Source organism: Paenibacillus sp. JT31N11, assembly GCF_056269285.1.
Genome location: NZ_JBWDNQ010000020.1, coordinates 90,363 through 102,864, shown reverse-complemented (window position 1 = coordinate 102,864; position 12,502 = coordinate 90,363). Strand labels below are relative to the sequence as shown.

General features: G+C 55.3%; 8 protein-coding genes. All 8 read left to right on the top strand.

Going from position 1 to position 12,502, the window contains the following annotated elements:
• Positions 1 to 455 precede the first annotated feature (455 nt).
• The 8 genes from AC0YNV_RS36115 to AC0YNV_RS36080 all read left to right on the top strand — a co-directional run bounded on the left by AC0YNV_RS36115 (position 456) and on the right by AC0YNV_RS36080 (position 12,492).
• Complete coding sequence (locus AC0YNV_RS36115) at positions 456 to 1,574, top strand: sensor histidine kinase (protein WP_475772378.1); 1,119 nt, start codon at positions 456 to 458, stop codon at positions 1,572 to 1,574.
• Positions 1,575 to 1,951: 377 nt separating this feature from the next.
• On the top strand, positions 1,952 to 3,325 hold the full coding sequence (locus tag AC0YNV_RS36110; RefSeq protein WP_475772377.1) for a diaminobutyrate--2-oxoglutarate transaminase: 1,374 nt from the start codon (positions 1,952 to 1,954) through the stop codon (positions 3,323 to 3,325).
• Between the two features lie 15 nt (positions 3,326 to 3,340).
• Positions 3,341 to 4,774: an MDR family MFS transporter gene (locus AC0YNV_RS36105; RefSeq protein ID WP_475772376.1), complete on the top strand. Its 1,434-nt coding sequence runs from the start codon at positions 3,341 to 3,343 to the stop codon at positions 4,772 to 4,774.
• A 21-nt stretch (positions 4,775 to 4,795) separates the two neighbouring features.
• Positions 4,796 to 6,622 (top strand): IucA/IucC family protein, encoded by a 1,827-nt coding sequence (locus AC0YNV_RS36100; RefSeq protein ID WP_475772375.1) that lies wholly within the window; start codon positions 4,796 to 4,798, stop codon positions 6,620 to 6,622.
• Complete coding sequence (locus AC0YNV_RS36095; RefSeq protein ID WP_475772374.1) at positions 6,619 to 8,490, top strand: IucA/IucC family protein; 1,872 nt, start codon at positions 6,619 to 6,621, stop codon at positions 8,488 to 8,490. Before AC0YNV_RS36100 ends, AC0YNV_RS36095 begins: the two co-directional genes overlap by 4 nt.
• Complete coding sequence (locus AC0YNV_RS36090) at positions 8,484 to 9,284, top strand: HpcH/HpaI aldolase family protein (RefSeq protein WP_475772373.1); 801 nt, start codon at positions 8,484 to 8,486, stop codon at positions 9,282 to 9,284. Before AC0YNV_RS36095 ends, AC0YNV_RS36090 begins: the two co-directional genes overlap by 7 nt.
• A complete protein-coding gene (locus AC0YNV_RS36085; RefSeq protein WP_475772372.1) occupies positions 9,281 to 10,519 on the top strand; it encodes a type III PLP-dependent enzyme in 1,239 nt (412 codons plus the stop codon). Before AC0YNV_RS36090 ends, AC0YNV_RS36085 begins: the two co-directional genes overlap by 4 nt.
• Positions 10,516 to 12,492, top strand: a complete 1,977-nt coding sequence (locus AC0YNV_RS36080) for an IucA/IucC family protein (RefSeq protein ID WP_475772371.1) — start codon at positions 10,516 to 10,518, stop codon at positions 12,490 to 12,492. The genes AC0YNV_RS36085 and AC0YNV_RS36080 overlap by 4 nt, the downstream gene beginning before the upstream one ends.
• Positions 12,493 to 12,502 lie beyond the last annotated feature (10 nt).

Here is a 12,502-nt window from a genome sequence, read left to right as displayed (position 1 = left end):
GGGAAGAAACTTTCTGCGCCACCGAATGACGGCGACAGCCGTTTCTTCTTGAAATATAAGAAAGTATAAGACTCCTCCATACTTTGCTTATATTTCTGAGGGAAGAAACTTGCTGCGCCACCGAATGACGGGGCCGTCAAAGAGATTGGCGCATGTCAAATTCTTCTTACGGATTAGCATTTCCTTTTCCCTGGCAAACAAAACGTGGGAGCCCTGTTTTAAACTTTTAGCGTCATTAAGTTTCACGCTTTATAGGACGAGGTAAGGAGATGCTTGCTGTTCTGCCAACGGATGGCAACAATCCTTTCTTCTTGCCGGAAAAGCTTGTCCATTTGCACTATTTTTAATCTCTCGGAAATAAACTGTAAGATTATGCAACATTTGGGTACTTCATAGTTATGCAGTCTGATATAATGAAAAAAAAGGTGATTATACGGGCGGGAGAAGGGTTTAACATGAGTTTTGAGAAGGAGTTAGCCTATCTCTTCGAGCAAAAGGAAAAATTATTTTCCAACTGGTTTGGTTCCATCCACGAGAATTGTCCGGATTTTTATTCTTTTTCCGATCTGAATACGCAGGTGAATTTATTTTTTCAATTCAGTACGGAGCTTGAGCATCCTATTGAAAACCATGCTTTATTCGATACGATCCCGGAGTGGTGCAGGAAATCCATTCACGAGGACCTTCCCATCTCCCATGTTCTGATCAGCTCCCACTGCTGGAGAAACGCGATTATCGAAATTTTATATACTTATGACGGTTCCAATGCTGCATTGGAGCTTATTATTTTGCTGCTGACCAGACAGGATGCCTTCGATAAGAAAGTATGTGAAGAGTTTTGGCAGCTTTCCAAGAAAATCATCACAGACAAGGACGCCAAAATCAACGAAATTCATGAGGACCGGATTCAGCTGATCGGGAAGATGGCATCCAGCATGGCTCATGAAATAAGGAACCCTTTGACAGCTATCCGGGGTTTCCTGAAATTAATCCGGTCGAATATCTCAACGGAAATATCGAATAAAATAGGTCACTATATCGGCATTATCGAAAATGAATTTGAATCGATAAATATGCAAATTACAGGATTCTTAAGCTTCTCGAGAAATCGCAAAATCGAAGAAGAGATGATGGACTTCCCCGTTTCCGCGGTAGTCGCAACAACCCTTTCTTTATTAAATCCCCGAATCATCAGTGAAGATATCAGCTTCACCACCACGTATGAGAATGACTTCATCTTCAATGTTCAGAAAACGGCCATCCAGCAGGTATTATCGAATATTATCAATAATGCGATCGATGCACTGATTGCGATGGAGCACGGCAAAGAAATAAGTATCGTATGCAGTGAGGATGCTGATCATTTTTATATGATTATCTGGAATAATGGTCCTGAAATACCGGAGAAAATGAAAAGTGAAATGTTCCTGCCCTTTGTAACGAATAAAGAATACGGGACAGGTCTTGGCCTGGCCATCTGCAAAGAAATCATGCTTCGCAACAACGGGGACATTATGTTCAGTTCAACGGAATTTGAGACAACATTCACCTTGTCCTTCCAAAAACCGCTATAGCCTCATCACAACCAAATGACAGAATAACGGCCAAAGCTGATTTCGTATCAGCTTTATTTTTGCGTTCAGGGCGGGGTAATTTTAATGGTCCCCGTATTCTCCCAACTGCCTGAAACGCGGGGCTTTAGAAATAAATCGGGCCTTCTATAGTCTGCTATTGTCCAAATAGAGGTCTTAAATGTCCATGGCTAATGGAGATATATCCCATATAATAGGTAATGAGAATGAATCTCAATTGAATGAAGAAAGCAGGATAAATCAATTCCGGAGGGGAGTCGTGTCAGAACAACATTGATAATGATAATCAATATCAAAATTTACAGCTGCTGAAGCTTTGCGCCTAATTCTAAGAATCACACAAATTGGAAGGAGAGATTATGATGGTTGAAGCATCCGTTATGGAACAATCGAAAAACAAAATGTATCTGGAAAGTCAGGAGGCCCGCGAATCCAGCGCCCGGTCCTACCCCCGGAGGCTTCCGATTGCCATTCTTGAAGCGGAGGGCATCCACATCAAGGATATGGACGGCAAAGTCTATTACGATTGCCTTGCCGGAGCCGGGACGCTGGCGCTTGGCCACAATCACCCGGTCGTCATCGAGGCGATCAGACAGCTGATCGACAACAAGAGGCCGCTTCATACACTGGATCTGACGACACCGCTGAAGGAGCATTTTGTGGACGAGCTGTTTGCCAGCCTGCCGGAGGAATTCGCCCGGTCCGCGCGCATTCAGTTCTGCGGACCAACCGGCGGGGATGCCATTGAAGCGGCAATCAAGCTGGTGAAGACCGCAACCGGCAGACGCAGCATCCTGTCCTTCCAGGGCGGATACCATGGTTCGACGCATGCGACCATGAGCCTGAGCGGCACGCCGGGACAGAAGGAGAAGGTGCAGGGCCTGATGCCGGATGTTCATTTTCTGCCGTATCCCTATGCCTACCGGTGCCCGTTCGGGGCCGGCGGCGATCAGACCCATCTGCTCAGCAGCCGCTACATCGAGAATTTGCTGAACGATCCGGAAAGCGGAATTTTGGCTCCATGCGCGATGATTTTTGAAGTGGTGCAGGGAGAAGGAGGCTCGATCCCGGCGCCGGTCGAATGGATCCGCGAGATGCGCCGGATTACCAGGGAGCATAATATTCCGCTCATTATAGACGAGGTGCAGACCGGAATCGGGAGAACGGGGAAGCTGTTTGCTTTTGAACACGCGGGCATCATTCCGGATGTGCTGGTTCTCTCCAAAGCGATTGGCGGAAGCCTGCCGCTGTCGGTGATGATTTACAATGATCAGCTGGATGTATGGAAGCCGGGGGCACATATCGGAACCTTCCGTGGCAACCAGATGGCCATGGCGGCAGGGCTGGCTACGCTGAAATATGTCAAGGAAAACGACATACCGGCCAAAGCGGAAGAACGGGGCAAGCAGCTGATGAGCCGGTTGAACGGGCTGAAGGAGCAGGCCGCCTGTATCGGCGATGTCCGCGGAAGAGGATTGATGGTCGGCGTGGAAGTGGTCAACGAGAACGGCGGGCTAGACCAGCTGGGCCATTATCCGGCCTATCCGAGGCTGGCAAGCCGCATTCAGCAGGAATGCCTCAAGCGGGGCCTGATCCTGGAGGTGGGAGGCAGGCATTCCTCGGTTATGCGCTTCCTGCCGCCGCTGATCGTAACGGAGGAGCAGATCGACGACATTACCCGCATCTTTGGGGAAGCCGTTCTGGAAGCCTCTGCGGCTCTCTCTGTGGAATGAGCGGGAGCGGATAGAATGGGAATCAGCCTGAAATCTGAACAGGGGAAGGTTCTGCTCGCTGTTCTGCTTGGAACCTTCACGGTTATTCTGAACAACAGCTCTCTGAATCCGGCGATACCCGAATTTATGGAGGTTTTCCATATTAATGCCGTATCAGCCAGCTGGATTATTACGATCTTCCTCCTCGCCATGGGCATCACGATGCCGCTCACGGGCTATCTGGGAGACCGGTTCGGCAAAAAAAGAATTTATCTGCTGGGGCTGGGTTTATTCGTGGCCGGCTCGCTGCTGGGGACATTATCCTGGGGACTTCTTCCCGTCATTATATCCCGGGGGATGCAGGGGATAGCGGGCGGGCTGATGATTCCCTTGTCGCTCGCGATGATTTTCGAGGCTTCCCCCAAAGAGGAACGGGGCAGGGTGACGGGTGTCTGGGGCATCGCCGTCATGGTCGCTCCGGTGATTGGACCGACAGTCGGCGGAATAGCGCTTGGATTTGGCAGCTGGCAGTGGCTTTTTCTGATGAATGTGCCGACGGGCCTGCTTGGCCTGCTGCTGGGAATGCGTTATTTGAAGCAAAAGCCGCCTGACCCGTCGCGCACGTTCGACCGGCTCGGCTTTGCCGCCGTCACTCTGGGCGTAGGCGCTGTCCTGCTGGCGCTTGGGAGGATTTCCGATCTGGCGGATTTGACGGCTCCCTTCCAGCTGACACTGCTGGCTGCCGGAGTGTGCCTGCTGATCCTGTTTGTCCGCATCGAGCTCAGCCAGCAGCAGCCGCTCTTGAATATACGGATATTCAAGGTGCCGATGTACAGCCTCAGCGTGATTGTGGCATGCGTCCAGGCGCTCGCCATGTTCGCAGGCATTTTCCTGATTCCTCTGCTTGTGCAAAATGTGTACGGGTATGACTCCATTATGACCGGTCTTGTTTTTCTGCCGTCGGCGATTACAACCGGCCTGTTCGTCAACGTCGGAGGCAGACGGCTCGACCTCAAGGGGCCCAGAGGCATTGCGCTCGCTGGCCTCGCGACAACATGCGCCGCGACGGCAATGCTCGGGATGCTGAAGCTGAGTTCACCGATTTGGGTGGTGTTTGTGCTCATGCTGCTGCGGGGCGTGGGGCTGGGCTTGTCCAATATGCCAATCACGACGGCAGGCCTGAGCGCGATTCCGGATCATCTGGTATCGCAGGGCTCGGCGATCAATAATGTGTCGAGAAGAATGGTGTCTTCACTCGGGATCGTGCTGGTGTCAATCTATTACGAGGTGCGCAAGGCGCAGCTGCTGACCAGCGGCTATTCACCCGTGGAAGGCACGCTGCAGGCGATTAATGAGGGATTTATTGCGCTCAGCATTCTTGTTTTTCTGACCCTGCCGGCCGCCTTCTTCATGAGAAAGCCTGCCGCTGCGGAGGAGAAGCACTCTGCCGTATCCACAACGAAAACCTGACAGGAAGGGAGAGCACCAATAATGCCGCAATACTCAACACTTGCCTCAGCTGCCGCGTCCGGTGCCGCATCCGCCTCATCGGTCAGCGAGGAGCTGGCGGAACGGACGGCGGTACGCGTGCTGCTGAACAGCTATTTGAGGGAGACCGGCGCCTATGATCCGCGGATAGCGGAACCGGTGCCGGAACAGCAAGGCAGCAGACAGGCCGTCGAAGAAATGATCATACGACTTCCCGTATTGGGGAAGGGAATCAGGGGCTATTTGACGTACTTCTCCGTTATGGGGCAGCATGTCTACGGCTCGTCTTTCTATGAGGTGCACGGGGATCGTACATCCAGAAGCCTCGATGCCAAAAGCCTGATGGCCTTATTGCTGGACGAAATGAGCCGTGATGCCTTAGGGCCGGAGCGCGGACAGATGAAGGCGCGGATTGATAACAGCATTCACAAAATGACAATCTATATCGAATATGCGATGAAGCATACGCCAGCCGAGCAGACAGCGGCAGCAAAATGGGATTTCATCCGCTCCGAGCAGTCGCTGCTTCTGGGCCATCCCTTCCATCCTTTCCCGAAAAGCTCGGAAGGCTTCGGAGATGATGAGCTTCTGTATTTCAGCCCTGAGATGGGCGCTTCCTTCCAGCTGAACTATATAGCACTGCGTTGCAATTATGTTCGGGAGCAGCGGCTTGCCGGGGAAGAGGAGATGGTGGACCCGGCGGTGATTCTTCATGCCAGGCAGTGGCTGGGCGCGGAATGGGACAGGTACAGGCTGCTGCCCATGCATCCCTGGCAGGCCAAATATTTGCTCCGGCAGCCGTTTGCGGAGCATTTGATGCAGCGGGGAGATTTAATTGATTTTGGCGTGCTGGGCCCTGCCGTATATCCGACTTCATCGGTAAGAACAGTATGGGATAAGAACAGCGGCAGAGGCTTCAAGCTGCCTCTACATGTCCGGATTACCAATCTGGTCCGGGACAATACACAGGAGCAGTGCATGCGGACGATGGACGCCGCGCGGGTGATTCGTTCTATCCGCGGGAGGATAGAGTCGGACGGCTTCAAGGTGCTGACGGAAACCGGATACAGCAGCGTGCTGCTCGATGAGTCCCTGTTCGAACGATCGGAGCAGGGAGCCGCGATGCGCGCGCAAGCGGAAGCGGGCTTCAACGTCCTCTACCGCCCGATGGAGCTTCAGCAGTCGCATACCTATGTTATGGCAGCGCTGCTTGAGACCTGTCCCGGCGAAGCCGAGCCCATGCTGATCGCCGCCATCCGGCAGACCGGGCATGGACAGCTGCCTGATCTGGGATTATGGCTGGAAGCCTGCTTGCGGATATCGATGCTGCCGCTGCTCCGGCTGCTTGCGGATCAGGGCATCAGCTTTGAGGCGCATTTGCAAAATTCGCTGCTTGCGATAGTGGACGGGATGCCGGCTTGCTACTACGTGCGGGATCTCGAAGGCGTAAGCATTCACCGCGCCAGGGCAGCGGAGGCAGGGTGGATCGGGACACTTATCCCGGAGGAGAGTCCTGTGCTGTATGAACAATCCGAGGCCTGGATGAGAACCAAATATTATTATTTCGTGAATCATCTTGGCTCGCTTATTCATACCCTTGCCGCTTACGGGCAGGCCGATGAACGGCGTTATTGGGGAATTGTGCAGGAGCTGCTGCAGCAGGAGAAGCAGACGGCAAGCCGGGAACTGCTTTACTATCTGAACGATCTGCTGCTCAGTCCCCATCTGCCGGCCAAAGCTAATTTTACGAGCTGTTTCAAGTCCAGGGGGGAACGCCCCCTGTTTGTCCCGATACCGAATCCAATGAATATAAGCGGGGTGCAGGCATGATATCAACCGAAACGATAGATAAATTGCATGATGCAGCGGGGGGAGATCTGGTTCGGGCATTGGGCTCCGGGCACCTGCTTCATGTCGAGCAGCGGATTATCCGCCAATTGATCCAGGCTCTGATTTATGAAGAGATTGTGATCTATGAGGAAATTGCGGCCAGCGACAGCAGCGGCCTGCCCGCAGAAGGCAGCCGGAGCGTGTTCAGGCTTCCGGGCAGAACAGAGGAAGGCGAGCTTGTGGCATATGAAGCGCAAGGCCGGCGCATGGCCAGCTTCGGGCGGGTCCGGCTGGAGAGCGTTCCGGTAAGACGGGTGCCAGGGGAAGGTGCAGCCATGAATGCGCAGCTCGGTCTGTTCGTCACCGAGGTGCTTGCGCAGGTTCAGCAGGGAGAGCGGCTGGAGCGTTTCATGGAGGAGCTTGCGCAGACGCTGCTGAAGGATGTGCAGGCCCAGGCTTTTGAACCGGTCATGAAGCTTGAGGGGGAGCAGCAAAGCTATGACGAGCTGGAGGGAAACATCAAGGACGGCCATCCCTATCATCCGTGCTACAAATCCAGAATCGGCTTTACGCTTGGCGATAATGCTGCTTATGGCCCTGAATTCAAGAGGCTGCACAGGCCCGTCTGGATTGCCGTCGCCCGCAGCAGCAGCCGCATGGCCCATTCGGAGGATATCGGCTACGGGGAATATATCGGGCAGGAACTGGGCGGCGAGCAATATGCCCTTTTTAGCTCCATAATTGCCGGTCAAGGAAGACAGGCGGAGGATTATTACTTCATGCCCGTCCACCCCTGGCAGTGGGCGAATATCATTATTCCGCAGTTTCACAGAGCGTTGGCCGGGCAGGAGATCATCATGCTGGGGGAAAGCAGCGACCTCTACCGCCCGCAGCAGTCGATCCGGACGCTCGCCAACTTTACATCCAGGAGCAGAGCCTATCTCAAGCTGTCGCTGAGTATTACCAACACGTCCACCAGCCGCATCATGGCAGGCCACACGGTGCTGAATGGCCCGCTTATTACCGATTGGCTGCATGGCCTGATTCAGAACGACGCTTATGCCAGACAGCTGAATTTCGTTATTTTGCGGGAAGTGCTGGGCGTCACCTACGATTATGGGCGGCTGCCTGAGCATAACCGGAACAAGGCTTACGGCACGCTTGGCGCGGTATGGAGAGAGAGCCTCCATCATTATTTGCAAAAGGATGAGGATGCCGTTCCTTTCAACGGGCTGTGCCATGTGGAGCCGTCCGGCGTGCCGTTGATCGATCCCTGGATCCGGGCCTACGGCGTGGAGAACTGGACGATGCAGATGCTCCGGGCTGCCGTTTCTCCAGTCATTCATATGCTCTACGCACACGGCATCGGCATGGAATCGCATGGACAGAATATCATTCTTCTCCATAAGCAGGGACTGCCGCAGCGGGTGGCGCTGAAGGATTTTCACGATGGCGTCCGCTTCTCGGTCTCGCATCTGACTGAGCCGGAGCGTTGTCCCGATCTGAACCCGGAGCCGGCGAGCCATGCATTGGTCAATCCCAATTCCTTCATTAAGACCACCAGCCCTGCGGATGTCAGGGATTTCTCCTACGATGCTTTCTTCTTCATCTGCTTGTCGGAGCTTGCGATGTTTCTGGAGGAGCACTATCAGCTGGGGGAGGACCGCTTCTGGGCGGCAACGGCAAAAATCATTGTCGACTACCAGCAAAAGCATCCGCAGCACAAGGAAAGATACCGCTTGTTTGACCTATTCGAAGAAACGGTGCAGATCGAAGAGCTGACCAAAAGACGGCTGTTCGGCGATGGGGAATTCCGGTTCAGAGGGGGCCGCAACCCGCTTTACCCTTTCAGGCCGTCCTCATGCTGAGGTCCAACCGGTTAAAGGCCAAATTGCGCGCGGGTGAACAGGCATTCGGCTTGTTCGCTTCCATTCCGGCTCCGGTTGCGGTGGAAATGATCGGCTATGCCGGATTTGATTTTGTCATTATCGATATGGAGCATGTCATGGTCAATCCGGAGACGCTGGAAAATATGATACGGGCTGCGGAATCGGCCGGAATTACCGCCTTGGTGCGAGTTCCCGAGGTACACCCGAAGCTGATTCTGCAGGTGCTGGACAGCGGAGCGCAGGGAATTGTCGTGCCGCATATGGAGAGCGCCGAACAGGCGGAGCGGCTCGTTCGGGCTGCCAAATACTGCCCCGAAGGCAGCCGCAGCATGAACAGCGGCAGACCCGGCATGTTCGGCAAGGTTGATCTCGTCGATTATATGCGCCGCGCGAACGGGGAGATTATGCTTGTTCCCATGATTGAAAGCCGTGAGGGCGTTGAGCGCGCATTGGAAATTCTGGCTGTTCCCGGCATCGATATGGTGCTGGAGGGTGCGGCCGATCTGTCGCAATCCCTCGGCGTTCCCTGGCAGACCGGCGCCCGGGAAGTGAGAGAAGGACTGAACCGGATTTTGCGTGCTGCCCGGGATCAGGGCGTTGCCTACTGCGCCATTCCCCGGGCTGACGGGGATTACGAGTATTGGCGGGATAGTGGAGCATCGGCGTTTGTATTGGGGGATGAGCGGGGCATTGCTTTCCGGGCGCTGCAATCAAGGCTGAACGGGATCAAAACCAGCAGCAGGGACCCGATTGGACAGGGGGAGAAATCATGAGCAATGCGGTATTGGACAGCGGGGTGGAAGCCGGCCTCAGAGAGCTGATTCATGGAGGGAGCGGCCCTGTATGCTCCTTTATCTACGATTTGAACGCGCTGCGCAGGCATGTGCAGGGAATGGTCCGGGATATTCCGCAGCAGGAGGCCAGCTTGTTTTATGCCATTAAAGCCAATCCCGACCGCCGGATTCTGGAATGTCTGGCGCCTGTGGTGAACGGCTTCGAGGCGGCCTCGATCGGTGAGGTCCGCATGATCCGCGAGGTTTCCGCGGATATTCCGGTGCTGTTCGGTGGACCGGGGAAGAAGGACGCGGAGCTTGAGGAGGCAATGGAGCGCGGCGTGATGCTGATCCATGCGGAAAGCCTGCATGAGCTGCGCCGGATTGCCTGGATTGCGGAGCGGAGGGGGCAGACGGTGTCGGTACTGCTGCGGATCAATCTGCATGAGGAGGTTCCGCTGGCGACCGTGACGATGGCTGGCCGCGCCACGCAGTTCGGCATGGACGAAGCGCAGGTGCCTGAAGCGATCGCGCTGCTGAGGACGCTGCCGCATGTGAAGCTGGAAGGCTTCCATATGCATTCGATATCCAATAACCTGGATGCGGTGCTGCATGCAAGGCTCGTTGCCACCTATTTGCAGCGGGTCAAGGGCTGGATCGGGCAGTTTGGGCTGTCAATCAAGTATGTCAATGCTGGCGGCGGCTTCGGGGTTTCCTATACCGAGCCCTTCCGCCATTTTGCATGGGAGACGTTCATGAGCGAGCTTCGGGGGGTGCTGGACGCACACCGCATTCCGGGCGTACGGCTGCTGTTCGAGCCCGGCCGTTACATGGTTGCGGAATGCGGTTATTATGCGGCCGAGGTTATTGATTTGAAAACCAGCCACGGCAAGCATTATGGCATAATCCGGGGCGGAACGCATCATTTCCGGCTGCCGGCGTCATGGAAGCATAATCATCCCTTTAAAGTAGTTCCGGCGGAACGCTGGGATTATCCTTTTGCAAGGCCTGAGCTGGTGCGTAGCAAGGTAACGATTGCCGGGGAGCTGTGTACGCCTAAGGATATACTTGCCGGGGATGTTCCGGTGGAGCGATTGCGGATCGGGGATGTCCTGCTGTTCACGATTGCCGGAGCGTATGGCTGGACGATCTCGCATCATGATTTTCTCAGCCATCCCCATCCCGGGAGGCTGTATCTTGACAATGAATATGAAGGGGGAAAGATAAGCGAATGAAATCGACAAGCACAGAGGAGAAGGCATTGGATACAGACGTCAAGGAGGCAAATGATGCCGAGGAGCAGGTAATGACCGATCTGATCAACAGTCTGCTGGCGGAAGGCTTCTGGGAGCAAGCGGACGCGGAGGCGCTCTCCCGCAGGCAGTGGGAGGCGGTCGCCGGTAATGCCGCCGGGATGCCGGCGGCAACAGCGCAGGCGGGACCGGATGATCCGCTGATGTACCGGTGGTGGACCGGCAGAGAAAGGGGCGAATATGTCTTCTTTCCGATCCGGGCCGCAGTCGTTCAGCCCTACCGTTATGTCAAGGCGGGCGGAGTGTACCGAATTGGGACGGATGCGGATGGTTCCGGAGCAGCCATAGAGCGCCTGAAGCCCGTTCGGCTGATGGAGCTGGTCGTAAGGCTGTGTCTGGAGAAGGACAAGCGGGAGCAGGCAGGCGTGGGCCGTTTTCTGCAGCTGCTTGAGGAAACCGTCCGCCAGCTCTCATGGTCCCTGGGCAGCAGCATTCCGGGGCAGGATCTGCTGAGCCTGTCCCCGGCGGCCTTCTTCCAGCAGCTGGAGCGGTATGCTTCGCTGCGGGACAGGCCGTTCCATCCCGTGGCCAAAGCCAAGACGGGCCTTGCCCAGGAGGATTACCGCCGGTATATCGCGGAATTCGGCGGGGATATCCCCATGCGCTGGATCGCCGTAAGACGGGAGTGCATCGTGGCCGGTTCGGGTGCCTCGGCCGGTGATCCTGCGGCCACTCCCGCAGAGCTGCTGCTCTCAGAGGTGGAACGCGGTCTTGTATACCGGGAAATGGCCCAAAGGGGGCTGCCGCCGGAAATGTTCATCGCCCTTCCCGTTCATCCCTGGCAAATGAGTATCCTTCCGCAGCAGCTTTCGCCGGCATTTGAAACGGGCAGCTGTATCCCGCTGGATGCTGAAGCGGGCATATTCCAGGCGACCTCCTCTGTCAGGTCGCTGGCGCCGAAGGACGGAGGCCATCACTATGTTAAACTCCCGCTCAGCGTATTTTCATTGGGCGCTTCCCGCTATCTTCCGGCCGTCAAGCTGATGAACGGGGAGCGGGGACAGGGGCTGCTGTCGCAGGCGAAGGAGCGCGACGATGTGCTGGGGAAACGGCTGTTCCTGTGCGAGGAGACCAAGTGGTGGGGGTATATGCCCCAAGGCGGAAGTCTGTTCGACGATCCCCCGCGGCATCTGGGGGCCATGATCCGGACCTATCCGCCGGAGCTTGCCGCCGATTCCGGAGTGCGTCTGGTGCCGATGTCTGCGCTGGCGGCGCGGATGACTGGCGCTGACCGGCATTTCTTCGATGTCTGGATGAAGGTCCGCGGCCTGGAGGCCAATGAGGCTTCCGTCAGGAAGCTGTTCGGGGAAGTATGCGATGCCTTCTTCGATATCAATTTGCGCTTGTACCGGATCGGCCTGCTTCCGGAGATCCATGGGCAGAACAGTGTCCTGGTCTGGAAGGACGGGAGAATCGAAGGGATGCTGCTCCGCGATCACGACTCCGTCCGTCTTCATCTGCCGTGGCTTGCAGCGCAGGGTATTGGCGATCCGGAATACCGGATCAGACCGGGCTACTCCAACAGCCTGTATAACGAAACGCCGGAGAAGCTGCTGTTTTACATGCAGACATTGGGTATCCAGGTCAATTTGTATTCCATTATCGATATGCTGACCGCCATCTATTCCGTGGAAGAAAGAGCGTTGTGGCATACGCTGCAGGAGAGTCTGAAAGCAGCCATGGGGTCTCTCCCGTTCCAGGTGGAGGTCCGCTCACAAATGGAAGAGATTTTATTTGCCCGCCACGATTGGCCGCTCAAGCTTATCGTGAAGCCGCTGCTGGAACAGGAAGGCGTTCCCGGCAGCATGCCTTCGGGGAAAGGAATTGTGCAAAATCCTTTTCATCATCTGGATAAATCGGCACCTCTTCTATATAATGAGAATAATTCTCGTTAAATTGAGAATT

Bases quoted from the DNA above. Each gene is read 5' to 3' on its own strand.
- AC0YNV_RS36080 (WP_475772371.1), top strand. From the start codon at position 10,516: ATGAAATCGACAAGCACAGAGGAGAAGGCATTGGATACAGACGTCAAG.
- AC0YNV_RS36105 (WP_475772376.1), top strand. From the start codon at position 3,341: ATGGGAATCAGCCTGAAATCTGAACAGGGGAAGGTTCTGCTCGCTGTT.
- AC0YNV_RS36110 (WP_475772377.1), top strand. From the start codon at position 1,952: ATGATGGTTGAAGCATCCGTTATGGAACAATCGAAAAACAAAATGTAT.
- AC0YNV_RS36090 (WP_475772373.1), top strand. From the start codon at position 8,484: ATGCTGAGGTCCAACCGGTTAAAGGCCAAATTGCGCGCGGGTGAACAG.
- AC0YNV_RS36095 (WP_475772374.1), top strand. From the start codon at position 6,619: ATGATATCAACCGAAACGATAGATAAATTGCATGATGCAGCGGGGGGA.
- AC0YNV_RS36115 (WP_475772378.1), top strand. From the start codon at position 456: ATGAGTTTTGAGAAGGAGTTAGCCTATCTCTTCGAGCAAAAGGAAAAA.
- AC0YNV_RS36085 (WP_475772372.1), top strand. From the start codon at position 9,281: ATGAGCAATGCGGTATTGGACAGCGGGGTGGAAGCCGGCCTCAGAGAG.
- AC0YNV_RS36100 (WP_475772375.1), top strand. From the start codon at position 4,796: ATGCCGCAATACTCAACACTTGCCTCAGCTGCCGCGTCCGGTGCCGCA.